The sequence below is a fragment of the Microbacterium sp. 05N427 genome (assembly GCF_056397105.1).
Window position 1 is genome coordinate 1 of the sequence record NZ_JBFTMT010000004.1, and the last position, 22,719, is coordinate 22,719.

Sequence of the window (22,719 nt, forward strand, 5' to 3'; positions counted from 1 at the left end):
GTACACGATTCTCGGCGTGACCGCGACGAACGCTCCCACCGGAGCCGAGCCCAGCAGCTACTTTCAGGTTGTTTACATACACGGCGCGAATCCCAAGCCCACGCCACTGCCTTCGGACGGTGGCAGGTATCCCTCTTCGGTCGTCCGCGTGGACGACGACGGCACGAGCTGCATCTATACCCTCGACGGCGGCCCTCGAAAGGTGCGATAGCCGCAGCGCAGCTGCTGCGCAAAGCACGGAGCTCAGAGGACTCCGCGCCGGCTCAGAGCGGACCGCTCGCCCACTCCCCGCCGTCCACCAAAGCTGACGCCTGCGCCAGCAGGCAACGGTGGGGCGTGGGCGTATCCCCCGCGACAGCTAACTGGCGACGTGGGCATCGTCTCCCCCGGCGCGCGTTGCGCGTCGATAGAGCAGCGCATGGGCGACGCCGAGGATGAGGACAGTGAGGCAGATGCCGAGCAGCACCGGTGGAAGCGCTCCTGCATATATGTCTGAGTGGCCCGATTGCCCGGCGGCGATTCGATCGGCCGCGCCGGCCGCACCGGGCTGCGAGCTGATGGACGCAGTGAGGGCCGCACCGTAGAGGGCGACGAAGGCCGCCTCGCTCCCGATCCGGAAGAAGTTGAGAAGTCCGGCCGCAGAACCACTCCGGTGCGGAGGGACAAAGCTCAACGCCCGCCCGTCGACGATGCCCAGGGGAAGCCCGAATCCGAGCCCGGCGAGGACCATCGGAATCGCGATCAGCATCGCGGTCACGTCGGGACGCAATGCGAGGAGACCTAGAGGCGCGATGAGCAAGCAGGCCAGTGCGATCAGGCTGATGGCCCCCGCACCGACACGCGGATAGCGTCCCATGACGCGATGAGCGACAGTGGGCGCGAGCAACACTGGCAGCGTCATGAAGAGCATCATGGCGCCGGCTGAGCTCGCCGAGAGCCCGTGCACAGCCTGGAGCGCGGCGGGCAGGTAGGTCAGAAGGGTGACGAAGCCAACGGCGCCCGCCACCGGAATCAGGGTCATCGCGAGGAAACCGGGGTTGCGAAGGAGGGAAAAGCCGAACACTGGCTCGCCGCGCCTCACAGCCACAACGGTCTGGCTCGGAAGCATCAGACTCCCCGCGAGCGCAACGACGAGCACGCCCGCGTGCACGACGAACACGGCCCGCCACCCCAGTAACCCGATCAGTGCGCCGGAGATGCTCGGCCCGGCCGCCAATCCCAGCCCATTGACGGTGCCGAACGCGGCAAACGCCCTCGCTCTGATGGAGCCTTGGTAGACACGGGAGATGGTCGTCGTTGCCCCGGTGATCACAGCGGCTGCTCCGGCACCGGCGATGCTACGGCCGATGTCGAGCATGATCAGCGTCGGGCTCAGCGCGCTCACGGCCGAGCCGATGATGACCAACAGCACGCCGCCCGCAAATGCGCGACCGGCACCGAAGCGATCGGCGACTGCTCCCCACAGCACGGTGCAAAGGGCGAACACAACGTTGAAGCTGTTGACGACCCCCTGTAGCAGGACGGGTTCCGTCCCCAATTCTGCGGAGATCGACGGGAGACCGATCGCCGTGCCCGCGATCGACAAAGGGATGACGAACTGTGCAAGCAGGATCACCGGAAGCACGGCGCGGTGAGGCGCTGGCTGCGGCGAAGCGGAGGCGACTTCTTGAGCGGTCATAGGTAAGACTCTCAACGTAGGTACGAGTGGGTACGTACCTATAGTGGCCGCCGTAGAGGTATGATGCAAATGAAACCTTTTGGAGACGATGAGATGCCCGACAGCGAGGGACACCCCGAGACCGCCGAGATGGAGCTCGGGCACGTGCTCACCGCGCTCAGCGACCCACTCCGCAGGAAGGTGATCCACGACCTGCTCCACAGCGACGCCGGCGTGGAGCGCACGTGCACCAGCTTTGCGCTGCCCATCTCTAAGTCCACCCGCACTCATCACTTCCGCGTGCTTCGCGAAGCGGGACTCGTGCGCCAGGTCGATCGCGGCAACATGCGCGGCGTCACCCTGCGGCGCGACGACATCGAGGCGCGATTCCCCGGGCTCCTCGACCTCATCGCGAGTGACAGCACGGATGTCCCAGACGCACTCACTGGCTCCGCGCAGAGGTGACCTGCAGGCAGCGCACGGTCGTCGCGTCCTTGTTGGGTTCCTTCTCACCGTCTTCACCGACGCCGACGTGGTCCGCGGTGGAATCAATCCTTGGGTGCCTGACCCTGACGAAGCGTCGCGACCTTGGGACTACTCCAGCGCAGCAAACCGGGCTCATCCCTGGGATCTAATACCGCCAGTGCCTCCGAACAGAGGTACCGATCGCCGACGCCGGAACTCGTGATGCACTGCGGCGTGCGCTCACCCTTGTTCGGTCGCACCGTGGAAGCGGTGCTTGATGTTCACTCGAGCGTCCTTGAGAGCCGATATGGCGCCCTGAATCTCGGCGACCTGCCGTCGTGAGGCCAGCTCCGGCAGCGCGGATGACAATTGGGCTTCCGAGTAGAGGTCTGCGGCGATCCTCGCCAAAGTGATCTGAGCGCGATCAATCGGATATCTGATGCTCTTCCAATACGCGCCTGCACGGAGGTTCGTATCGGCGTCCGCAATCGCTCGTTCGACCAGATCCTGATACGACGGACTCACTCCTCGTCCGCTGTCGTCGGTGTCATGCTCCACGCGCTCCCCTTCCGCTGATGTGCCGCTCTCGACCTAGAGACGCAGGACAGGGACGCTTCTTATGCGCATGCGGGTGACAGTTTCGTGTCGCCCCGGTGAATGGCTGTTCCGGCCGCGCCGCCGATCAGGAGGTTCGGCGAAGATCAGGGGCGCGACCTGTTCACTGGCACGATGTAGGAATGACTGGTGTCGGTAGCGAATCAACTCGCCTCGTGGTCCTCCGCGGAGACTCTGCGTCTGGAAAGACGACGACAGCGCTGGCTCTCCGGGAGAAGCTTGGTACACGCGTTGCGCTCATCCATCAGGACTACTTTCGTCGCGAGGTCTTGTGGAACGAGGATCGAGGGCAACGTTCTCGGGATGCGAGCCTTCTGATCGTCAGCAGCGCGAGACAGGCCCTGAAGCTCGGATATGACGTCATCCTGGACGGGATCTTCAATCTGCGCGACTACTCCGCGCTGTTGGAACGGCTGCATCACGACCACCGCGGCCTGACACGCATCTATCAGTTCGATGTCGGGCTCGACGAGACGCTCCGACGCCATGCGGGCCGCCCATTGTCGAAGGAGTTCGGCGAGGGCAAATTGCGCGAGTGGTACGACGGGTGGCAGCCGCTGTCTTGGCACAACGAGACGAGGGTGGGTCCCGACCTTGCAACGGATGATCTCGTTTCAAGGATCCTGCGGGACCTGGGCCAAGATCGACACGACGTTGTGTCGGAGCAGTCGCGTTCTCGGTAGTCGCCGCCGTCCGGAGCCGTGTGGTGAAGAAACGGCGAACGAGACTACCCATCATCGGATGTGCGGTTCGCCCTGAGGGCTGTGCGGGTCTTGCCCGCGGCCGTTCCCGATGGGGTCACACCTCTGGACGCGTAGGCTCCCGCGTATGGCCGACAACATCAACATTTCGATCGCTGAGGCCGTGACGAATGCCGAGAGTCAGCAGATTGAAGAGCTTCTCGAGCAGCTCTCGTCGACAGCCACTTTCGATCCTGAGCGATTGCAGGCCATCATCGGGGAACCCGGCGTGGACCTGTTCCTTGCGCGAAGCGCGGGCCGGGTGGTGGGCATGGCAACCCTTGTGACCTTCCCTCTCGTCACCGGTTGGCGCGGCATCGTCGAGGATGTCGTTGTCCACCGCGACGCTCGCGGGCTTGGAGTCGCCCGCCTGCTGCTCGAAGCGATTACCCAAGAGTCGACGYGGCGCCGGCTCCGGACCCTTGACCTGACATCCCGGCCGTCGCGCGAATCGGCGTTGCGGCTATACGAGTCTGTGGGGTTCGAACGTCGGAAGACGAACGTGCTGCGGTACGTACCCGCGTCGGACTGAGCGCGTGGCATCTGCCTCACCGGCCGGTAGCTAGGCGGCGCAGGTCGCCAACTGCGCCTTTCTCGCCGTTCGAGGTCACGGCCTCGGGCGTAGTTTGAAGATCAGGATCCCGAGGTACTTGTTCATCCATGCCTGCTTGTGCGGGTACCGCAGGGCCGCTTCATCTGAGAGACGCGGTTCGACCACGGCCTCGATCCACAGGTCTGCGGCACTGAACACATTGAGGAGGTTCGACATCGTGTACGTGCGCTTCTTGAGGGTGATGTTCTCGTTCCAGCCGCTGGGATAAGAGAACGCAGAGTCGGAGAAGTACTCCTCCCCCAAGGTCGTGCCGTTCTGCTCCGCGCGTTCCAGCGCATATCGGACCGGTTGGGTCCTGCTCAGAATGATGAACCCGTCCTCGCTCAGCATCTCCTTCGCCTCACGGAGAGTGCGCACCGGATCAGGCGTATACCCGAAGGACTGGAGGAAAAGGATGCGATCGAACGTACGCCCGGAGAGCTGCGGAACGGCGCTCAGATCGGACAAGTCCCCGGTGATGAGCTCCAGTCCCTGCGGCCTGTCCGCGATGAAGTTGCCGCTGATGTCAACCCCGACCGATGCAGACGCACCATTGTTCACCAGCTCGGCGAGTTTGCTCCCGTTTCCGCAACCGAGATCGAGGATCGACTGTCCGGTCACGTCGCCGAGGAGGTCACGTTGGGCGGGCCACTCGACAAGACTGTCGAGTGAGTCTTCGCGGGCGCGGGCAGCCTCGTAGTCGAAGGCGAGACGTGTCCAAGGTCGGCCGATGTCGGCTCGGGTGCCGAGGGAATGATTGACGGGGTCTGAGGAGCCCATGGTGGTCACCTGAGGAACGATACTCACTGCGGCGCAACGATCCCAGGGTCGAGCTGCTCTCAGGTAGACCTGTAACGGAGACGCAAGGTCACCAGTTTCGGTGCCCGGCTGAGCTCCCCCTAGGGTCGTAGCCTGGTGGCATGCGAGCTGTTCGTCGGGGCCGTCGAGACTATGACATCGATGATCGCGCGCCTGCCTACATGGTTCGCGTCTGGTTGCCACCGCGGCTCCCGATGCAATCCTGGGCTGCGGACGACTGGGACATCGTTGAGGCGCCCTCGATCGTTGACGTGCTGGAATGGGCGTCCTCCCAACAGGCTGACGGGTTCGTCACGGAGGTGTTCGTCCGCGGTGGATCTGAAAACTCTTGGATCCGAATCGCCGGAGAGCAGCCGGATGACTCCGGAAGGGTGATCGAGATTCCACTCGTGACTTGATCAGTCCCGTTGAGCTCCGTGCAGGGTCCCGTGCGACCTTATGGTGTGTCGTAGAGCGTGTAGATGCAGGCGGTATTGTCGTTGTCGACGCGGACAATCGATGAGAGGTATCCCTCCTCGGATGTGAGCGGCGGTGTGGGCTTGGGGTTATTGCCTACGTAGTAGCGGGCGGTGAAGTAGGTGCCGGGTTTCGCCGTATCCGGAGTTCTCGTTGGGGTGACGCTGGCGATCGTGTACCAGTCGCGGTGCGGAGCATCCATGAGACTTTGGGCCATGAACTGGTCTTTGCTTTCTGGGCAGAGGAGAGCTTGGATGGCTCGGGCGTAGCTGTCCTCGTCGACGGAGTCGATGGTGGCCTGTCCGAGCCGCTCAATTTGTGCCTGTGCTTGGTCCTGCGCCACCGGTGTGCACCCGGTCAGTCCCGATACTCCGAGGCAGGCCAGWACAATGACCGCGGCGACTTGCGCAACGTGTTTCGTTTCCATCCGGTCCCTCCTAGCCCAGCATCGCGCCAGGTGCCCAGGCGCGGAGTCCTCTGAGCTGCGTGCTTTGCGCAGCAGCTGTGCTGCGCCTATCGAACCTTTCGAGGGCCGCCGTCGAGAGTATAGATGCAGCTCGTGCCGTCGTCGTCCACGCGGACGACCAAAGAGGGATACCTGCCACCGTCCGAAGGCAGTGGCGTGGGCTTGGGATTCGCGCCGTGTATGTAAACAACCTGAAAGTAGCTGCTGGGCTCGGCTCCGGTGGGAGCGTTCGTCGCGGTCACGCCGAGAATCGTGTACCAGTCGAATTGGGGCGCGCCCCAAAGAAGAYTGGTGSCGTCGGGCATCTGATCCTTGCTCTCCGGGCACAGAARCTTCTTYACGTGGAGCTGTATYTTTCTGCRTCTCTGGCTGACATGGATTTCGTCGCCTCTTGGAGGCGCACGATGGTGTCCCGAGCCTGGTCTCGTGGCGCAGGGGTGCAGCCGGTCAGTCCCGATACCCCGAGGCAGGCCAGTACAACGACCGCGGCGACTTGTGCGGCGTGTTTCGCTTCCATCCAGCCCCTCCTAGCCCGGAGTCACGTTGGGCGGGCCACTCGACAAGACTGTCGAGTGAGTCTTCGCGGGCGCGGGCAGCCTCGTAGTCGACGGCGAGACGTGTCCAAGGCCGGCCGATGTCGGCTCCGGTGCCGAGGGAATGATTGACGGGGTCTGAGGAGCCCATGGTCGTCACCTGAGGAACGATATTCGTTGCGGCGCAACGATCCCGGGTCCTCGCAACAGGCTGACGGGTTCGTTACGGAGGTGTTCGTCCGCGGTGGATCTGAAAACTCTTGGATCCGAATCTATGGAGAGCAGCCGGACGACTCCGGAAGGGGTGATCGAGATTCCACTCGTGACTTGATCAGTCCCGTTGAGCTCCGTGCAGGGTCCCCTGCGACGCAAGGTCCGGGCGGACGGCCCCACGGGACGCATCAGTACGAGCGCGCGATGATCGCGACGAGGTCCCGCCCGGGGTTCAGCGGGTCGGGCATCTGTCCGTCACGCGTCTGCAGGCAGCGCACCGTGATGGCGTCCTTGTTGAGTTCCTTCTCACCGTCTTCGCCAAGCACAGCCCAGTCGATCACGGCGAAACCGGTCTTCGCGGCTTCACGCGCCTCATCGATCGTCGACACGTGGGTCGTGCGTTCAGCGAGGCGTCTACGGGCGTTCGCGAGCATGTCGTCCTGCATCCGAACCAGCAGCGCCGGGATCGTCGATGCGAGGTCCGCAAGCGGCAGCGTCGACTTGCCGTCTGCGTCGCGGCGCGCGTATGTGACCTGCGCGGCGTCCAGATCTCGCGGTCCGACCTCCACGCGAAGCGGCACACCCTTGAGTTCCCACTCGGTGGCGCGGCGACCGAAGCCGGGGGTCATGCGTGCGTCGAGCTTCGCGCGCACCCCCGCGGCGGCGAGGTCGGCGACGATCCGGGTCGCGGCGCCGACGGTGCGGTCGTCGTCCTTCACGGCGATGACGACCACCTGATGCGGCGCGATGCGCGGCGGAATCCGCAACCCGGAATTATCACCGTGCGACATGAACAGGCCACCCATCATGCGCGTCGACGAGCCCCAAGAGGTGGTCCACGTGGTCTCCACCTTGCCGTTGGAGTCGGTGTAGGTGATGTCGAAGGCCTTGGCGAAGTTCTGGCCGAGCTCGTGGCTCGTGGCCATCTGCAGCGCCTTGCCATCGCCCATCATCGCCTCGCACGTCATCGTGTTGATGGCGCCTGCAAAGCGCTCGGACGGGCTCTTGAAGCCTGGCAGCACAGGGATCGCGAGCACGTTCTCCAGGAAGTCCCGGTACACCTCGAGGTGAATGCGCGTGGCGTACGAAGCGGCATCCTCGCGCGTGGCGTGGGCGGTATGCCCCTCCTGCCACAGAAACTCGCTGGTGCGCAGGAACAGTCGCGGACGCATCTCCCACCGCACGACGTTGGCCCACTGATTCAGCAGCATCGGCAGATCGCGGTGCGACTGGATCCACTTCGCCATCACTTCGCCGAAGACGGTCTCGGACGTCGGGCGCACGACCACGGGCTCGGTGAGTTCCTTGCCACCGGCGTGCGTGACCACGGCGAGTTCGGGGCTGAAACCCTCGACGTGCTCGGCCTCGCGCTCGAGATGTGCCTGCGGGATGAACAGCGGCAGATAGACGTTCTCGGCGCCGGTCGCCTTGATGCGTGCATCCACCTCGGACTGCATACGCTCCCACATCGCGTATGCGTACGGTCGGATGACCATCGTGCCGCGCACGGGTCCGTTGTCGGCGAGCTCGGCCTTCTCGAGCACGTCCTGATACCACCGTGCGAAGTCGGTATCCACGGGTGCGAGGATCTTCTGTCGTTCTGCCACGACACCAGGGTATGACCCCCTGACCCGCCTTGCCGAAGCGAACTCCTACAGCGACGCTCCGATGAGGTGACCGAGTCGAGCGATCTCGTTCTCGTTGCGCTGGTAATGAGACCACTGCCCCACCCGTGTGCAGGTCACCAGGTTCGCGCGCTGCAGCGTCGCCATGAACTGCGAGGCGGTGGACTGCGAAACCTCCGCCCGGGCCTGTATGTGCTTCAGGCACACTCCCACTTCTTCGGCCGGCCGATCTTGCGGAGGAAACGAGTCAGGGTGTTTCAGCCAGCCGAGGATCGCGAGCCGAGTGGGATGCCCCAGGGCCTTGAACACCGTCACCAGGCGATCCTCATCGGTTTCGTGCATGCCTTCACTGTATCGCAACATCGCGATTTACCGATGATGTGCTAGACAGTACATCGTAAAAAGACGATGCATGATCGGAGCGACATGAACAGGACCGCGTTGGTGGTCGGAGCCAGGGGCGTGATCGGGGGCAACCTCATCGCCCATCTCGAGCGCGAAGGGGGCTGGTCGATCGTCGGACTGTCGCGCCGGGGCGGCCACGACACCGCTGCCGTGCGGCATATCGCCGTCGACCTCCTCGACCGCGACGACACGGCCGCGAAGCTCGCGGAGCTCACCGACGTCACCCACATCTTCTACGCCGCCTACCAGGATCGTCCGTCCTGGGCCGAGCTGGTGCCGCCGAACCTGGCGATGCTGGTCAACGTCGTAGAGGCGGTCGAGCCGATCGCGCCCCGGCTGGAGCACATCAGCCTCATGCAGGGCTACAAGGTCTACGGCGCGCACCTCGGACCGTTCTCGACCCCAGCCAAAGAGAGCGACCCTCCGCACATGCCGCCGGAGTTCAACGTCGACCAGCAGCAGTTCCTGGAACGGCGCCAGCAGCACGCTTCCTGGTCATGGTCGGCGCTGCGTCCCTCGGTCGTGGCCGGGGTCGGACTGGGAAACCCGATGAACCTCGCCATGGTCATCGCCGTCTACGCCTCCATCAGCAAAGAACTCGGCATCCCGCTGCGCTTTCCTGGAAAGCCCGGCGCGTACACCAGCCTGATCGAAATGACGGACGCCGACCTGCTCGCCAAGGCCACGGTCTGGGCCGCCACAAGCCCTGGCAGCCGCAATCAGGCCTACAACATCACCAACGGCGACCTGTTCCGCTGGTCGAGCATGTGGCCGGCGATCGCCGCCTTCTTCGAGCTCGACGTCGCGCCTCCCCTGCCGATGAGCCTGTCCGAGGTGATGGCGGACAAGGCCGAGCTCTGGGATGCGATGGTCGAGAAGCACGGGCTGCGCCGTACCCCCTATGAAGACGTGTCTTCGTGGCCGTTCGGAGACTTCGCCTTCGCCTGGGACTACGACGTGATCGCCGACACATCGAAATCCCGCCGCGCAGGCTTCCATCACTATGTCGAGACCGAGGCGATGTTCCTCCGCATCTTCCAGGACCTCCGCGACCAGCGCATCATTCCGTAGGCCCGTAACCTTGCCGGATCTGCCTACAGTGGGAGCATGCGCGGTGCTGCGGACGATGCTCGGACGGCCGCACACCGTCGCGAGGTTCTGGCGCATCCGGCGTTCGCCTACTTCTGGAGCGCCACGACGATCAGAGCCTTCGGTGGGGCTATCGCCGGCGTCGCTTTCCAGGTGCTCATCGTGACGGTGCTGAATGCCACTCCCCTCCAGATCAGTGTGCTGAGTGCGCTCGGAGTCGTTCCCTATCTCTTCCTCGGGCTGATCATCGGCGCGCTGATGGATCGCTGGCGCAGGCAACCAACGCTCGTCATCACCACCATCGGGCGCGCGCTCGTCCTGGGTGCAGTGCCGGTCCTTCTCCTCGTGGGCGTGCTGAACTTCTGGACGCTCGCGGCGGTGACGCTCGCGCTCGGCGTGCTGACTCTGTTCGCGGACTCGGCCGCCCAGCCGCTGCTCCCCCGGATCGTTCCACGTTCCTCGCTCGTTGCAGCGAACGCCCGCCTGGGCCAGACCGACACGATCGCGGGAACCGTCGGTCCCGCACTCGGAGGACTACTGCTGAAGCTGATCGGTGCGGCGTGGTTGTTCGTGTTCGACGCGGTGATCAACGTCATCGCGGCGCTGTTGCAATCCCGCATACGCGTCGAGGAGCCCCAGCCCGCCTCCCGACCGCCGGGGCGACACGTCGGCCACGACATCGCCGAAGGGATGCGTTTCACCTATCGACATCCGACCCTTCGTCCTCTAGCCATGGCCGTGCACGTCTGGTTCCTCGCCAACAGCATCGTGACGACGACCTTCGGCGTGTACGTCCTCCGGGATCTGGGTCTGCCCGCATGGGCCTTCGGCATCACGCTCGCCGCGGGAGGCGTCGGCGGGTTCGTCGGCGCGCTCATCGCCCCGCGGCTCGGTGAGCTGCTCGGTGCGGGAAGGGCGATCCTGCTCGGTCGCGCGCTGATCGTCGTCCCGTGGTTGGCCCTTGCGGTCGCGCCGCTCTCAAAGGCGGCCGGAGTAGCCGTCGTTCTCGCGGTCGTGGCCGTTGCCCAGTTCCTCTACGGCCTCGCCATGGGGATCGAGGACGCGAACGACATCTCCTATCGTCAAGCCGTCGCACCGGACGAGATCCAAGGCAGGATGAACGCCACCATCCGCACCATCAACCGGGTCTTCTTCTTCTTCGGCGCCCTCGCGTCAGGAGCATTGATGACGTTCGCCGGATTCCCGGTGACCATCGGGATCGGTGCCCTCGTCTTCGCCATCGCTGCGGCGATCGTCTTCTTCTCGCCGCTGCGGAATGCGCGACACGAAGACGTTCCGAGTCCGTCAGGAGAGCTCGGCGTCATCGAAGAGTGAAGAGCTTGTCCGTGGGATCGACGACCACGTCCGTGGCGTACCCGACCCGTGCCGGACGCCCGAGGTGGAGAGCCGATCATCGTCGCCAGGGCATGTGCTGCAGGGTCCAGGTGTTCCCGTCAGGATCGGCGAATCCGGCGTAGAACACGCCGCCGACGTCCTCTACGGGCCCGACATCGACGCCGCGTTCGACCAGCTTCGCGCGAGCGGCGGCGATGTCCGCGACGACGAGATGCAGCCCGCGGAGTGATCCGGCCGGCATCTCGGTCCCGGGCAGGCCGGCACTGAGAGTGATCGAGCAGTAAGAACCTGGCGGCGTGAGCTGCACGATGCGGACTCCCTCAGCAGGGCTGACATCGACGTCGACGGTGAAGCCGACCTGATCGGCATAGAAAGCCTTGGCCCGGTCGATGTCGCTGACAGGCACGAGGACGAGCTCGAGCAGCAGCGCGTCGGGAGAAACGACGGGCACAGGATTCTCGGTCATGGTGCGATAGTGCCACATTATCCAACCAATCGGTTGCATAATTGCGGCGCAATAGTGGTGGGACTACCGCGGCTTGTGCCAGGTGAGGGCGTACCGCCACAGCGCGAATCGCTGCCACCGGACTCCCGGTAGCTCTTCGGCCGCGGTCTGGCGAACCTCGGAGTACGAACAGCATCGCCCGCAGCTCCCCGGCCATCATGCCGTCGCCGGTGCCGACATCGAGTGCCGATGTCGCGCCTCTGGGGATCGCGTGCGTGACGAGGCGGTGAAAGTGGATGTTGTGGTTCCACCGCTGACCGTTATTGCGGCTCACCGGAAGATCCGCGGATCCCGAAGACTCATGCCGCGCCGTTGTGGTGACGAGCTGCAGCATCGCCTGTCCACGGAGGCGCTCCCTCGATGGTGCCACGCCCCTCTCGCCGCGCCGCGAGCACCGAGGAGAAGCCCACCAGGGCGAGGACGGCCGTGCCGGACCCGATACCGATCCACGCGTTCTGGAGCAGCAGGCCGACGCCGACCCCGGCGATGGCGCCGATCAATACGGCGGCGGCCCAGATGGCGACGATGTAGCCCCGGGTAGGCCGAGGAATCGGAGTCTCGCTCATGGCTGAAGGATACGGATTCACCCTTCGAAGCACCAGGAGACGCGACTTCAGCGAAGCCGGACGCCGACTTCCGCGGCGATGGACGTGACCATCGTGATGAGCTTTGCGGTTCGTGCCGGCATCGTCTGGCGGTAGTTCTCGATCGTGAGCAGCCCGGGGCCGACGAAGCCCCAGGCGCGGGCCCTGGCCCAGGTCGCGTCGTCGGCTGCGGCAGCGGCGCGAAGCACCTCGCGCGCGGGAGCGTCGAACATGCTCCACGCGTAAAGCAGGTCGACGGAGCGATCGCCGACGCCCAGGCCGCCCCAATCGATCACGCCGGACAAGCTCCCGTCGGCGCGGACGAGCAAGTTCTCGACCGACAGGTCGGTATGGATCCAGCAGGACGGCGCTGTCGCCGGCGGGACATCACGCAGAAGCCGCCAAGCTCGACGGACCGCTTCCGGATCGAACAGGTCGGAGAGCCGCGTCGCCGCATATTCGGCCCACTCGTCGATCGTGTCGGTGACAGGCTCGCCGGCCCGGTACCCCCAGTGCTCGGCGCCTTCCGAAACGCCTGAGGCATCCACGTCATGCAGGCTCCGCAGGAAATGGCCGAGCGTCTCGGCCATTGCAGCCTGCTGTGCAGCGTCGAGGTCGGTCGGCGGGTCTCCGGGCAGCCACGAGACGACGGTCCAAGGTCGGGGGAACACCTCCGAGGCATCACCGACGAACTCCACGTGGGGAATTGGAACAGGTACCGCGGAATCGAGTCGCGGGAGCCATCGCGCCTCTTTGAGAAGGTCCTCGGCGTGACCGTCCGACCGCGGCAGGCGAACGGCCTGCGCGCCGCCGAGCCGGAACACCCAGTTGCTGCTCCCAGATGAAGTGCTGGGGCGTACCGCCTGGTTCGAGAGATGCGGAGCCTGCTCCTGGAGAAGCCGAGCGACCAGCTCGGAGCCCGGGACGTCCTGCCCCGCGGTGGCCGGATCCTGAGTCACCGTGCCTATGATAGGCCAGCCGAACAGCTGCGCCCGGGCCGTTCTCCGCACTCGGCTGCGTCCTTTCCAACGAAAAGCGGGCGTCCCGGCAAGTGAATGCCGTGACGCCCGCCGCAGGTAAGAACTCAGATGACCTGAATGTTCGCAGCCTGCATGCCCTTCGGGCCACGCTCGGAGTCGAACGAGACCTTCTGGTTCTCCTCGAGGTTCTTGTATCCGTCACCGGTGATCGCGCTGAAGTGCGCGAAGACGTCGGCGGTGCCGTCGTCGGGGGCGATGAATCCGAAGCCCTTTTCGGTGTTGAACCATTTGACGATGCCAGTGGCCATGTCGTCATTCCTTCTTTTCTGGGACCCGTTGAATGGTCCGCGAATCCACGACGATGCCGCCGGGAAGTGTGGGGTGGTGCCGTGCGGCGCTCGTGCTCGGTCTCGTCCGCGTACGGACGCCGTGGGAGGAGTCGACGTGAAGCCCGAGGCCGACGCGGGCCGCGGGAGAGAGACAGGAACAGCAGGAGAGATCAGAAAACCAACCGGTGAGGAGCGCATCACAATGGCTGACGCAACCAGAGTCACTGAACTGAATACCCGCTCGGTCGATGCCCGAGCCCAGAAGCTGGTCCGGAGCAGGACTCCGGCAGAAACCACAACTTCAACAACCTGAACAACATCCTATCCCCCTTGGACCTGAGTGAAGGCCCAGAGACACGGATCAGGCCGGTCCGTACGGATGGGCCAGGTCATATGCGCGGGCCAGCTTCTGCGGGACGACCATGCGCCACGCATCCACGACGAACTCCCGAGCCTCCCCCGGATCCAGGGCAGAGAGTTCGGATCGCACCCAGTGGAAGCGCATGTCCGACGGCGATGGCAACTGGAACTTCTCAGGCTGGCCCCCGACCAGCCCTTCGCGCAGCTCCTTCGGAAATCCGAACTCCATGATGCGCTCATCGGACGAGAATGCGACGTAGACGATCTGCCCCACGCGGAACTTCAACCGGCCACGGAGGAAGACCTCATACGAGCGCTCGAGCGTGGATCCGAGAGCCCTCACGTCGTCGATCGTCGCCATGCTCAGTCTCTCTGCTCACGCGCGGCGAGCAGAGAGCGACCGTGTGCGCCTTCCATTGCTGCGCGCGATTCCTCGGGCATGACTTCATCATGCCAGCGCCGCGAGAGCGGGAGCCAGCGTGCGCTCCCGTGTCAGGATCGGAGGCATGACGAATCGGTCACGGGCTCAGGACGGCAGCGCGGGCGACGCCGACTACGGTGTCATCGGCGCGACCTACAGCGATTTCCGGCGACCGGATCCGAGGATCGCGGCCATCCTGCGGAACGCACTCGGCGATGCCGGCACGGTCCTCAACGTCGGGGCGGGCGCAGGGAGCTACGAGCCCGTCGATCTGGTGGTGACCGCCGTCGAACCGTCCGCGAGCATGCGCGCACAGCGGCCGCCGCACCTCGTCTCCGCGATCGACGCCCTGGCGGAATCGCTGCCGTTCGCCGACGCGAGGTTCGACGCCGCGATGACGACCTTCTCCGTGCACCAGTGGAGCGACCTCGCCTCCGGGCTCGCGGAGGTCCGCCGCGTCACGCGCGGGCCCGTCGCGATCCTCACCTGCGACCCGGATCTGCTGGATCGATTCTGGCTGGCCGAGTACGCCCCGGAAGTGATCGAGACCGAGCGCCGGCGCTATCCCGCGATCGCCCGGCTCGCCGCAGGCCTCGGTGGCACCGTCACCGTCGAGCCGGTGCCGATCCCCCTCGATTGCATCGACGGCTTCAACGAGGCGTACTACGGCCGGCCCGAGGCGCTACTCGACGCCCGAGCACGCGCTGCCTGCTCGGCCTGGAGCTTCGTGGATCCGACACGGGCGAGCGAGTACGCCGACCGACTGCGGAATGCGCTCGACTCCGGCGAGTGGGATCGCCGGCACGGCACCCTCCGTCACCAGGCGAGCTTCGAGGGCTCGCTCGTGCTGGTACGCGCTCTGCCTTGACCTCAGCGTCGGGGCGTCCAACCCGATGGGAGCGGGCCGGCGAGCAGCGCTCGCTCCTCGTCGGCGGAGAGCGACCACCCCTGGGCGGCGTCAGCGCGATCGAATCCGCCGCGTGCAACGCGGAAGCCGAGATCGTCCTGAGCCGTACGCGGGTCTCCCCCGCGCCGCACCGAAGCGCGGACGCTCCATGCGTCGTCTGCGAACCCGCCTCCGCGGAACACGCGATACTCGCCGTAGCGTGCCGGATCCAGCAGGTCCCAGCACCACTCCCAGACATTGCCGAGCGTGTCGAAGAGCCCGTTCAGGTTGGGCATCCTCTCCCCCACGCGCTGCGGGTGGCGCAGGCCATCGGCCGCCGTCCACGCGATGTCTGCAAGCGGTCCGTAGTGCGGCGCGGTCGATCCCGCACGGCACGCGTACTCCCACTCGGCCTCGGTCGGAAGCCGGTAACCGTCCGCGGAGACGTCCCAGCGCACCTCCGCGCCGTCGAACCGATATACCGGATCCAGCCCCTCCCACTCAGAGGCGGCGTTGCAGAATCGGATCGCCCGTTGCCAGGAGACGTCGACGGCGGGGCGATCAGGGTGTTCAGCCGCGATTCCGAGCAACTCTGACACCTGCTCTTCGGTTACCGCGAACATGCCGATCTCGAACGGGGCCAGGTCCACATGCCAGCGGCGCTTGGTCCGCGCGTCATGCAGGGCGACGGAACCTGCCGGCAGGGCGCGCATCTCGATGTCACTCATCTCAGGGCAGTCTAAAAGCCCTCGAACGTACGATCAGGTCTATGACGGCCGTCGCCTCCCACCGCACCCTTGACCGGGTGTTCGCCGTGAGCATCGTGCTCAAGGGGCTGGACGGCGTGGCCGAGCTGATCGGCGGCCTCGCACTGCTCTTCATCTCCCCTGCGGCGTTGCGCGAAGCGCTCGGCGATGTCGTCTCGTTCGTGCTCGTGGGCCACGAGCACTCCCCCGTCTTCCACTGGGCGATACACCTCGGTGACTCCTGGGGCACAAGGACCACGCTCTTCGCTGCCGCATACCTGTTGCTGCACGGGATCATCAAGGTGGTGCTGGTCTGGGCCCTGCTCGGACAGCGACTCTGGGCGTATCCATGGATGCTGGCCGCGCTCGGGGTGTTCATCGTCCTGCAGTGCTACGAACTCATCGTGCGCTTCAGTTGGTGGATGCTCGCGCTCACCCTGTTCGATGTGTTCATCGTCTTCCTCACCGCACGGGAGTGGCAGCTGCATCTGCGGCGCCGGGAGGCAGCTGGAGATGTCGGAGCCCTCGGATAACGTCGCCGGCATGACGCGCGCCATCTTCTACACCGCCTCGACCCTCAACGGCTTCCTCGCTGACGACGCGGATTCGCTGTCCTGGTTGCTCTCGATACCGCAGGACGCAGCGACCGCCGACATCGCCGCGTTCACCGAGAAGGTCGGCGTTCTCGTGGAGGGTTCCACGACCTATGAGTGGGTTCTGCGGGAGGAGGGTCTGCTGGACCACCCGGAGCGCTGGCAGCAGTTCTACGGCGACCGCCCGACGTTCGTCTTCACCTCGCGAGAACTCCCCCGAGTTCCGGGCGCCGACATCCGGTTCGTGCGCGGCGCGGTCCGCGACCACTGGGACGAGATCGCCGCAGCGGCCGGCTCCCGCGATGTGTGGATCGTCGGGGGCGGTGACCTCGCTGGGCAGTTCGTCGACGAGGGCCTGCTCGACGAGATCGTCGTGACGTTCGCCCCTGCCACGCTCCGTTCGGGGAAGCCGCTGCTGCCACGCGATCTGGATCAGTCCCGCCTCGAACTGACCGGAGTGCGCCAGGCGGGGCCCTTCGCAGAGCTCACCTATCGGCTGTCGCGCTCGTCCGACGCCCTGTGACAGCGCGACGTCGCACGGCGGAGCAGCGGGCCCCGAAACGTCTACGCTGAACGGGTGCCCGACGCCCTCCTGATCGCCGAACGACTCGTGCGCCGGTTCGCCCGTGACACCAACCTGCTGGTGGCCGGCCGCACCGTCAGAGTCGTCGGGGACGACGACGTAGCCGACGAGCTGCGCAAGCTGCTCGGTCGGCTGGGCGCCCGGGTCGGCGAGGGCGCGGTCGCGTTCGCACCCGGGGCCGCGACGGAGATCCTTCTCGACGGCGCACCGCTGCCACGGCGCGTGAGCGCCGACGAACGCATCGACTTCGCCGGCTCGCACATGCCCGTGTCCCGAGGAATCGCCGAGGCGCTGAGATCCGCGGGCACGGTTCGCGGCGTCCGGATCGGGATCGCGATGGTGCTCGAGCCGAAGACCGCGCAGCTCGCGCTGCAGCTGCGTGATGCGGGCGCGGAAGTCGCGGTCTACGCGCACCCCGACGAGATCGATCCAGAGGTCGCGGCCGCGTTGCGCGCACGAGGGATCCCGGTCGACGGGCACCCCTCGCTGTCCGGGACGGCCGAACGTGAGGCTGCCGTCGCCTTCCTCCGTCGCGGCCACGATCTGCTGCTGGACGACGGTTCGCACCTGATCCGGCTCGCCCACGAAGAGGAGCTCCTCGCCGGCCTCAGGGGTGCTGCAGAGGAGACCACGAGCGGCCTCACCCCGCTGCGCCGGATGGCGGCGGAAGGCGTGCTGCGGATCCCCGTGGTCGCCGTGAACGACGCCCCGATGAAGACCGCGTTCGACAACCGCTACGGCACCGGCCAGTCCTGCGTGTTCGCCGTCGCGGACGTGCTCGACGCGGCGGGCGTCTGCGTGCGCGATCAGCCGGCCGTCGTCGTCGGATACGGTCCTGTCGGCGAAGGCGTCGCCGCGCATCTGCGCGCCCTCGGAGCCACGGTCAGCGTCACGGAGACCGATCCGGTGCGGGCTCTCCGCGCCGCGCACGACGGCTACGCGACCGGACGCTTGCACGTCCTCGCGCCCGGCGCTCTGGTCATCTCTGCCACGGGCGCACCGCACACCATCGATGCCGGGGTCCTGCGTGCGGCGCGGATCGTGGCGATCGCCGGCGGTGTGCCAGGAGAGGTCGATATCGACCTCGCCGGGCTCCACCAGGTCGAGCTCGCCGGCACTGTGCTCCCGCACCTCGAACGTGCGGGTGAGGGCGCGCTCATCGTAGCTCGGGGCGGGTGCGTCAATCTCGCGGCAGCCGAGGGCAATCCGATCGAGATCATGGACCTCTCCTTCGCGGTGCAGCTGTCCGCTGTGACGCAGCTGCTCGGCACGGTCTTGCCGGCGGGCGTGCACGCCTTCGCTGCGGAGGCCGACGAGGCGGTCGCGCGCGCTGCGCTGGCTACTCGCGACGAATCGCTGGACGTACGCAGCGACGCGCAACTCCGCGCCCAGGACGACTGGCGCTCGCCTCGGTATCGCGAGGYGGCAGTATGAGCGGCGTGACCCTGTACTCCGCGGGACAGATCTTCCCCATCACCGCCCCGCCGATCACCGACGGTGCGGTGGCCGTGCAGAACGGCAGGATCCTGCACGTGGGCGAGCGCACCTGGGTGAAGCGCTCCCTCGCTGACCGAGGCGTCGCGTCCACAGAAGTGCGCTGGCCCGGCGTGCTGATCCCTGGGCTCGTCAACGCGCACACCCATCTGCAGTACACCGGCATGGCGGAGGTCGGACGAGGCCGTTACCAGGGCTTCGAGGACTGGGTCACCGCCTTCGATCCGGTGTACGAGGGCGGGCGGGACTGGGCTGCGGACGCGGCCGACGGCGCGGCGCGTCTGATCCGCACCGGAACGACCGCCGCCGCCGACGTCGTGACCGACCGGTCTGCGGCATCCGCCCTGCACGAGGCCCGCCTGCACGGGATCACCTACTGGGAGGTGATGAGCTGGACCAATGCGGAGTGGRCCCGCACCGGTCGCCGCCAAGTGGAGGATTCCCTGGATGCGCTGCCCACGCCCCCCGGCACCGGGCTGTCGCCGCACGCCCCGTACTCGCTCGACATCGAGCCCCTGCTGGAGATCCCCGACATCGTCCGCGAGCGCGGCAGCCGAATCCACATCCACCTCGGGGAGGCGGCGTTCGAGAGCGAGTTCGCGCACGACCAGGCGCACGCCTGGCACACGGCAGGTCTCGCCAGCTTCCAGGAGCTGCGCGACGCGGGCTTCGGCACCAGCGCGACCGAGTTCGTGGACCAGCTCGGCGTGCTCGGCCCCGACTGCCACATCGCGCACGGGGTCTACATGAGTGCCCGCGACCGTGCGATCCTGCGAGAGCGGCACACGAGCGTCGCGCTGTGCCCTCGCTCGAACGCGGTGATCGGGCTGGAGGAACCACCGATCGCGGCTTACCTGCGTGAGGGCAACCCGATCGCCGTGGGCACCGATTCGCTCTCGTCGAGTCCTTCGCTCGATCTGCTCGCCGACGTCGCGGAGCTCGCGCGCATCGCCCGGTCCCAGGGATACACCGATCGCGACCTGCATGCACGGCTCCTGAACGCTGCCACCCTCGGCGGCGCGCACGCGATGGGGATCGACGTCGGCCCGGACCGCACCGGCTACCTCGCCRTCGGCGCCCTCGCGGATCTCGCGTTCTTCGACGTCCCGCCAGGGCCGGATGCGGTCGCGGAACTCGTCGAAGCCGGGGCTGGACGATCCGCCGCGACGGTGATCGCCGGCGAGGTCCGTCACTTCACGACGGCTTTCGAGACCCCCTGACCCGTCTGCGAACGGAGACCTCCATGACTGCGCCCGTCCCCTCGACCGCGATCCGCCTCGGTCTCGAGCCGCACCCGGAAGGCGGCTGGTTCCGCCGTATCTGGACGAGTCCGAATCCGATCGAGACCGCCGGCGGCACGCGTCCCGCGGCCACCTGCATCCACTATCTCCTCACGCCGGAGGAGTCCAGCGCCTGGCACGTCGTCACCAGCGACGAGCTCTGGCTCTGGCACGGCCCCGGTCGCCTCGAGCTCAGCCTCGGCGGATCCGACGTTGCACCGGGAGAGGCGGAGACGATCGTGCTCGGCCCCGAGGATGCCGCGCAGGCGCTCGTCCCGGCCGGGGTGTGGCAGGCCGCTCGTCCGCTGGATGACCGCGAGGTGCTGGTCTCCTGCTTCGTTTCGCCGGGTTTCGACTTCGCCGACTGGCGACTCGTCGATTCCTCTACGGTATGAACGGGGCACCTGCGCCTGCAGTCACACCAGTCCGCCCCCGCACCCGCATCTCAGGAGTCTCCGTGTCCCTCGCACCCGCTCTGCGCCGTGTCGCGCTCGTCTCGACGATCGCCGCCGCCGCGCTCTCCCTCGCCGCTTGCAGCGGTCCCGCTGCCTCCGCCCCCTCCGCCGGCGCCGACGCCACCGGTGCTGCCCTGCAGACCGTCACCGCCGGCAAGCTGACAATCGCGACCGGCGACCCTGACTACGAGCCGTGGTTCGCAGACAACGACCCGTCGAACGGCAAGGGCTTCGAGGGCGCCGTCGCCCACGCCGTCGCCGCCGAGCTGGGCTTCTCGGACAAGCAGATCGAGTGGACGCGCACCGGCTTCGACGCCGCGATCGCCCCTGGGCCCAAGGACTGGGACCTCAACATCCAGCAGTTCTCGATCTCGGAGGACCGCAAGAAGGCCGTCGACTTCTCCTCGTCCTACTACACGACCACGCAGGCGGTCGTCGCGGCGAAGGGCACCCCCGCCGCCACTGCAACGAGCATCGCGGATCTCAAGAAGGCCAAGGTCGGCGTCGCGACCGGCACGACGAGCTACACCGTCGCGAAGGCGCAGCTCGGCACCGGCGACCTCAGCGTCTTCAACTCGGTCGACGACGTCGTCCAGGCGCTCAAGGGCGGCCAGATCGACGCGATGATCACGGATCTGCCCGGCGCGTTCTACGTGACGGGGGCGCAGCTCGATAACGCCGCAGTCGTCGGACAGTTCGCCGACGACAAGGGCGGCGACCAGTTCGCCTTCGTCCTCCCGAAGAACTCCTCGCTCACGCCGGCCGTCACGAAGGCCGTCGACACGCTGCAGAAGAACGGCACCATCGCCGAGCTGCAGAAGAAGTGGCTCAGCGAGGCCGTGAACGTCCCCGTCCTGAAGTGACCACTCCCCTGGTCGACGCGTCGTGGCAGCCGAGCACGCTCGAGCTGTCCCGCCGCGCGCTCCGACGCCGGGCGACGGTGCGGTCCGTCCTGCTCGCGCTCTTGAGCAGCGTGGCGGTCGCCGCGGTGCTCGTCGTCGTGATCGCCAACACCCCTGGTTGGAAGGTCGTCCGCGAGACGTTCTTCGACCCGAAGGTCGCCCTCGCGAGCGTCGGCCCGATCTTCCAAGGCCTTCTCCTCAACATCGTCGTGCTCGTGATCTCTGCGGTCTGTGTGGCGCTGCTCGGCACCCTGCTCGCCGTGATGCGCTCGCTTCGCGGTCCGGTGTTCTTCCCGCTGCGCCTGCTCGCCGCGGCATACACCGACTTCTTCCGTGGCGTGCCACTGCTGATCGTGCTCTATCTGGTGGGCTTCGGGATCCCAGCGCTCATGATCTTCCCCCGGATGCCCGCGATGTTCTGGGGGACGATCGCCCTCGTCATCAGTTACTCGGCGTATGTCGCCGAGGTGCTCCGCGCCGGCATGGAGGCCGTGCACCCCTCGCAGCGGGTCGCGGCTCGTTCGCTCGGCCTCACGCACGGACAGACCCTGCGGATCGTGGTTATTCCGCAGGGTGTGCGCAAGGTCGTCCCCGCACTCATGAACGACTTCGTCTCGATGCAGAAGGACGTCGGTCTCATCTCGGTCCTCGGCGCGATCGACGCCGTCCGCGCGGCACAGCTGCAGGTCGCCGAGACGTTCAACTTCACGCCGTACATCGTCGCCGGGCTCTTCTTCGTGATCCTGAGCTGGCCGATGATCCGGCTCACCGACGTCGTCACGGCGCGTCTCAACAAGCGCGAGCAGGCCGGAGGGATCGTATGACCGCACCCGTGATCGAGGCGCTCGGAGTCCGCAAGCGGTTCGGTGACCACGACGTGCTGCGCGGCATCGACCTCGCCGTGGACTCCCACGAGGTCGTCGTGCTCATCGGCGCATCGGGATCCGGTAAGTCCACGTTGCTGCGCACGATGAATCTCATCGAGCGCGTCGACGACGGGCAGATCCTGCTCTCCGGGACGGACATCACGGATCCCCGGATCGACGCGGATGAGATCCGCGCGCGGATCGGGGTCGTGTTCCAGCACTTCAACCTGTTCCCGCACCTCACCGTGCTCGACAACGTCACGCTCGCAGCCCGCCGTGTGCATCGGTTGCCGAAGGCCGAAGCGGCCCGGCGGGGCCGCGAACTGCTGACGACGTTGGGTCTCGGGGACAAGGCCGATGCGTACCCGGACCGCCTGTCCGGCGGACAGCAGCAGCGCGTCGCGATCGTGCGCGCGATCCTCACGGATCCCGAGCTGCTGCTTCTGGACGAGATCACGAGCGCGCTCGACCCGCAGCTCGTCGGTGAGGTCCTCGATCTGGTCCGCGAGCTCAAGGGCCGCGGCACGACGATCCTCATGGCAACGCACGAGATGTCCTTCGCGCGCGAGGTCGCCGACAGGGTCGTCTTCCTCAAGGACGGGGTGCTCGTCGAGCAGGGGCCGCCGCAGCAGATCTTCGACGCGCCGCAGCATCCCGCAACGGCGGAGTTCCTCGCCCGAGTGCCGCACTGAAGGTCCCTCGCT

The 22,719-nt window shown here is 66.5% G+C and carries 27 protein-coding genes; 15 read left to right on the top strand and 12 right to left on the bottom strand.

All coding sequences use genetic code 11. The features are described from left to right. Nucleotides 1-211, top strand: a 211-nt coding sequence (locus AC1DG4_RS04975) for a hypothetical protein (RefSeq protein WP_477421107.1), incomplete at its 5' end; no start/stop codon positions are given. 147 nt (nt 212-358) lie between these two features. Here AC1DG4_RS04975 and AC1DG4_RS04980 read toward each other — a convergent pair. Then, a complete protein-coding gene (locus tag AC1DG4_RS04980; protein ID WP_477382203.1) occupies nt 359-1,678 on the bottom strand; it encodes an MFS transporter in 1,320 nt (439 codons plus the stop codon). Nucleotides 1,679-1,771: 93 nt separating this feature from the next. Between AC1DG4_RS04980 and AC1DG4_RS04985 the strand changes: the two genes are divergently transcribed. After that, nucleotides 1,772-2,122, top strand: a complete 351-nt coding sequence (locus tag AC1DG4_RS04985; protein ID WP_477382204.1) for an ArsR/SmtB family transcription factor — start codon at nt 1,772-1,774, stop codon at nt 2,120-2,122. Nucleotides 2,123-2,362: 240 nt separating this feature from the next. Here the strand turns inward: AC1DG4_RS04985 and AC1DG4_RS04990 are convergent, their stop codons facing one another. Beyond that, on the bottom strand, nt 2,363-2,680 hold the full coding sequence (locus AC1DG4_RS04990; protein ID WP_477382205.1) for a hypothetical protein: 318 nt from the start codon (nt 2,678-2,680) through the stop codon (nt 2,363-2,365). Between the two features lie 179 nt (nt 2,681-2,859). Here AC1DG4_RS04990 and AC1DG4_RS04995 point away from each other — a divergent pair, with 179 nt between their 5' ends. Together AC1DG4_RS04995 and AC1DG4_RS05000 are read left to right on the top strand one after the other, a co-directional pair. Next, nucleotides 2,860-3,420, top strand: coding sequence for an AAA family ATPase (locus AC1DG4_RS04995; RefSeq protein WP_477382206.1), 561 nt, complete (start codon nt 2,860-2,862; stop codon nt 3,418-3,420). Between the two features lie 145 nt (nt 3,421-3,565). Next, the gene (locus tag AC1DG4_RS05000) at nt 3,566-4,009 is read left to right on the top strand and encodes an N-acetyltransferase family protein (protein WP_477421108.1); all 444 of its coding nucleotides are present in this window, start codon (nt 3,566-3,568) and stop codon (nt 4,007-4,009) included. A 75-nt stretch (nt 4,010-4,084) separates the two neighbouring features. Here AC1DG4_RS05000 and AC1DG4_RS05005 read toward each other — a convergent pair whose 3' ends face one another. From AC1DG4_RS05005 to AC1DG4_RS05020, 4 genes are all read right to left on the bottom strand, one after another. Further along, on the bottom strand, nt 4,085-4,849 hold the full coding sequence (locus AC1DG4_RS05005) for a class I SAM-dependent methyltransferase (protein ID WP_477382210.1): 765 nt from the start codon (nt 4,847-4,849) through the stop codon (nt 4,085-4,087). Between the two features lie 475 nt (nt 4,850-5,324). Continuing rightward, nucleotides 5,325-5,771, bottom strand: a complete 447-nt coding sequence (locus tag AC1DG4_RS05010; RefSeq protein WP_477382208.1) for a hypothetical protein — start codon at nt 5,769-5,771, stop codon at nt 5,325-5,327. A gap of 973 nt (nt 5,772-6,744) precedes the next feature. Further along, entirely contained in the window at nt 6,745-8,163 is a 1,419-nt protein-coding gene (proS, locus tag AC1DG4_RS05015) for a proline--tRNA ligase (RefSeq protein ID WP_477381830.1), read from the bottom strand. Between the two features lie 45 nt (nt 8,164-8,208). Beyond that, entirely contained in the window at nt 8,209-8,523 is a 315-nt protein-coding gene (locus AC1DG4_RS05020; protein WP_477381829.1) for an ArsR/SmtB family transcription factor, read from the bottom strand. Nucleotides 8,524-8,607: 84 nt separating this feature from the next. Here AC1DG4_RS05020 and AC1DG4_RS05025 point away from each other — a divergent pair, with 84 nt between their 5' ends. Next, the gene (locus AC1DG4_RS05025) at nt 8,608-9,657 is read left to right on the top strand and encodes an SDR family oxidoreductase (RefSeq protein ID WP_477381828.1); all 1,050 of its coding nucleotides are present in this window, start codon (nt 8,608-8,610) and stop codon (nt 9,655-9,657) included. 36 nt (nt 9,658-9,693) lie between these two features. After that, nucleotides 9,694-11,010: an MFS transporter gene (locus tag AC1DG4_RS05030; RefSeq protein WP_477381827.1), complete on the top strand. Its 1,317-nt coding sequence runs from the start codon at nt 9,694-9,696 to the stop codon at nt 11,008-11,010. Between the two features lie 76 nt (nt 11,011-11,086). Here AC1DG4_RS05030 and AC1DG4_RS05035 read toward each other — a convergent pair whose 3' ends face one another. The 5 genes from AC1DG4_RS05035 to AC1DG4_RS05055 all read right to left on the bottom strand — a co-directional run bounded on the left by AC1DG4_RS05035 (nt 11,087) and on the right by AC1DG4_RS05055 (nt 14,150). After that, a complete protein-coding gene (locus AC1DG4_RS05035; RefSeq protein WP_477381826.1) occupies nt 11,087-11,497 on the bottom strand; it encodes a VOC family protein in 411 nt (136 codons plus the stop codon). Nucleotides 11,498-11,835: 338 nt separating this feature from the next. Then, complete coding sequence (locus tag AC1DG4_RS05040; RefSeq protein WP_477381825.1) at nt 11,836-12,102, bottom strand: hypothetical protein; 267 nt, start codon at nt 12,100-12,102, stop codon at nt 11,836-11,838. Nucleotides 12,103-12,149: 47 nt separating this feature from the next. After that, nucleotides 12,150-13,130, bottom strand: coding sequence for an aminoglycoside phosphotransferase family protein (locus tag AC1DG4_RS05045; protein WP_477421109.1), 981 nt, complete (start codon nt 13,128-13,130; stop codon nt 12,150-12,152). 74 nt (nt 13,131-13,204) lie between these two features. Further along, the gene (locus AC1DG4_RS05050; protein WP_477381823.1) at nt 13,205-13,408 is read right to left on the bottom strand and encodes a cold-shock protein; all 204 of its coding nucleotides are present in this window, start codon (nt 13,406-13,408) and stop codon (nt 13,205-13,207) included. A 382-nt stretch (nt 13,409-13,790) separates the two neighbouring features. After that, complete coding sequence (locus AC1DG4_RS05055) at nt 13,791-14,150, bottom strand: MmcQ/YjbR family DNA-binding protein (RefSeq protein ID WP_477381822.1); 360 nt, start codon at nt 14,148-14,150, stop codon at nt 13,791-13,793. A 145-nt stretch (nt 14,151-14,295) separates the two neighbouring features. On the opposite strand from AC1DG4_RS05055, the gene AC1DG4_RS05060 reads away from it, so the two are divergent. Then, nucleotides 14,296-15,078 (top strand): class I SAM-dependent methyltransferase, encoded by a 783-nt coding sequence (locus AC1DG4_RS05060; protein WP_477381821.1) that lies wholly within the window; start codon nt 14,296-14,298, stop codon nt 15,076-15,078. A gap of 2 nt (nt 15,079-15,080) precedes the next feature. On the opposite strand, the gene AC1DG4_RS05065 is transcribed toward AC1DG4_RS05060, so the two are convergent. Further along, nucleotides 15,081-15,824 carry a formylglycine-generating enzyme family protein gene (locus tag AC1DG4_RS05065; protein WP_477381820.1) on the bottom strand — a complete coding sequence of 248 codons (744 nt, stop codon included), beginning with the start codon at nt 15,822-15,824 and terminating at the stop codon, nt 15,081-15,083. A gap of 41 nt (nt 15,825-15,865) precedes the next feature. Here AC1DG4_RS05065 and AC1DG4_RS05070 point away from each other — a divergent pair, with 41 nt between their 5' ends. The 8 genes from AC1DG4_RS05070 (at nt 15,866) to AC1DG4_RS05105 (ending at nt 22,707) form a co-directional block, all read left to right on the top strand. After that, nucleotides 15,866-16,375 (top strand): DUF2127 domain-containing protein, encoded by a 510-nt coding sequence (locus AC1DG4_RS05070; RefSeq protein ID WP_477381819.1) that lies wholly within the window; start codon nt 15,866-15,868, stop codon nt 16,373-16,375. A gap of 10 nt (nt 16,376-16,385) precedes the next feature. Continuing rightward, nucleotides 16,386-16,958: a dihydrofolate reductase family protein gene (locus AC1DG4_RS05075; RefSeq protein ID WP_477381818.1), complete on the top strand. Its 573-nt coding sequence runs from the start codon at nt 16,386-16,388 to the stop codon at nt 16,956-16,958. A gap of 54 nt (nt 16,959-17,012) precedes the next feature. Further along, nucleotides 17,013-18,452 carry an adenosylhomocysteinase gene (locus AC1DG4_RS05080; protein WP_477421110.1) on the top strand — a complete coding sequence of 480 codons (1,440 nt, stop codon included), beginning with the start codon at nt 17,013-17,015 and terminating at the stop codon, nt 18,450-18,452. After that, nucleotides 18,449-19,732: an amidohydrolase family protein gene (locus AC1DG4_RS05085; RefSeq protein ID WP_477421111.1), complete on the top strand. Its 1,284-nt coding sequence runs from the start codon at nt 18,449-18,451 to the stop codon at nt 19,730-19,732. The genes AC1DG4_RS05080 and AC1DG4_RS05085 overlap by 4 nt, the downstream gene beginning before the upstream one ends. A 23-nt stretch (nt 19,733-19,755) precedes the next feature. Continuing rightward, on the top strand, nt 19,756-20,187 hold the full coding sequence (locus AC1DG4_RS05090; protein ID WP_477381815.1) for a cupin domain-containing protein: 432 nt from the start codon (nt 19,756-19,758) through the stop codon (nt 20,185-20,187). 62 nt (nt 20,188-20,249) lie between these two features. After that, nucleotides 20,250-21,110, top strand: coding sequence for an ABC transporter substrate-binding protein (locus AC1DG4_RS05095; protein ID WP_477381814.1), 861 nt, complete (start codon nt 20,250-20,252; stop codon nt 21,108-21,110). Next, entirely contained in the window at nt 21,107-21,973 is an 867-nt protein-coding gene (locus AC1DG4_RS05100) for an amino acid ABC transporter permease (protein ID WP_477381813.1), read from the top strand. The genes AC1DG4_RS05095 and AC1DG4_RS05100 overlap by 4 nt, the downstream gene beginning before the upstream one ends. After that, nucleotides 21,970-22,707 (top strand): amino acid ABC transporter ATP-binding protein, encoded by a 738-nt coding sequence (locus tag AC1DG4_RS05105; protein WP_477381812.1) that lies wholly within the window; start codon nt 21,970-21,972, stop codon nt 22,705-22,707. Before AC1DG4_RS05100 ends, AC1DG4_RS05105 begins: the two co-directional genes overlap by 4 nt. Nucleotides 22,708-22,719 lie beyond the last annotated feature (12 nt).

Bases quoted from the DNA above. Each gene is read 5' to 3' on its own strand.
- AC1DG4_RS04980 (WP_477382203.1), bottom strand. From the start codon at position 1,678: ATGACCGCTCAAGAAGTCGCCTCCGCTTCGCCGCAGCCAGCGCCTCAC.
- AC1DG4_RS04985 (WP_477382204.1), top strand. From the start codon at position 1,772: ATGCCCGACAGCGAGGGACACCCCGAGACCGCCGAGATGGAGCTCGGG.
- AC1DG4_RS04995 (WP_477382206.1), top strand. From the start codon at position 2,860: ATGACTGGTGTCGGTAGCGAATCAACTCGCCTCGTGGTCCTCCGCGGA.
- AC1DG4_RS05005 (WP_477382210.1), bottom strand. From the start codon at position 4,849: ATGGGCTCCTCAGACCCCGTCAATCATTCCCTCGGCACCCGAGCCGAC.
- AC1DG4_RS05020 (WP_477381829.1), bottom strand. From the start codon at position 8,523: ATGCACGAAACCGATGAGGATCGCCTGGTGACGGTGTTCAAGGCCCTG.
- AC1DG4_RS05025 (WP_477381828.1), top strand. From the start codon at position 8,608: ATGAACAGGACCGCGTTGGTGGTCGGAGCCAGGGGCGTGATCGGGGGC.
- AC1DG4_RS05030 (WP_477381827.1), top strand. From the start codon at position 9,694: ATGCGCGGTGCTGCGGACGATGCTCGGACGGCCGCACACCGTCGCGAG.
- AC1DG4_RS05035 (WP_477381826.1), bottom strand. From the start codon at position 11,497: ATGACCGAGAATCCTGTGCCCGTCGTTTCTCCCGACGCGCTGCTGCTC.
- AC1DG4_RS05040 (WP_477381825.1), bottom strand. From the start codon at position 12,102: ATGAGCGAGACTCCGATTCCTCGGCCTACCCGGGGCTACATCGTCGCC.
- AC1DG4_RS05050 (WP_477381823.1), bottom strand. From the start codon at position 13,408: ATGGCCACTGGCATCGTCAAATGGTTCAACACCGAAAAGGGCTTCGGA.
- AC1DG4_RS05055 (WP_477381822.1), bottom strand. From the start codon at position 14,150: ATGGCGACGATCGACGACGTGAGGGCTCTCGGATCCACGCTCGAGCGC.
- AC1DG4_RS05060 (WP_477381821.1), top strand. From the start codon at position 14,296: ATGACGAATCGGTCACGGGCTCAGGACGGCAGCGCGGGCGACGCCGAC.
- AC1DG4_RS05065 (WP_477381820.1), bottom strand. From the start codon at position 15,824: ATGAGTGACATCGAGATGCGCGCCCTGCCGGCAGGTTCCGTCGCCCTG.
- AC1DG4_RS05070 (WP_477381819.1), top strand. From the start codon at position 15,866: ATGACGGCCGTCGCCTCCCACCGCACCCTTGACCGGGTGTTCGCCGTG.
- AC1DG4_RS05075 (WP_477381818.1), top strand. From the start codon at position 16,386: ATGACGCGCGCCATCTTCTACACCGCCTCGACCCTCAACGGCTTCCTC.
- AC1DG4_RS05090 (WP_477381815.1), top strand. From the start codon at position 19,756: ATGACTGCGCCCGTCCCCTCGACCGCGATCCGCCTCGGTCTCGAGCCG.
- AC1DG4_RS05105 (WP_477381812.1), top strand. From the start codon at position 21,970: ATGACCGCACCCGTGATCGAGGCGCTCGGAGTCCGCAAGCGGTTCGGT.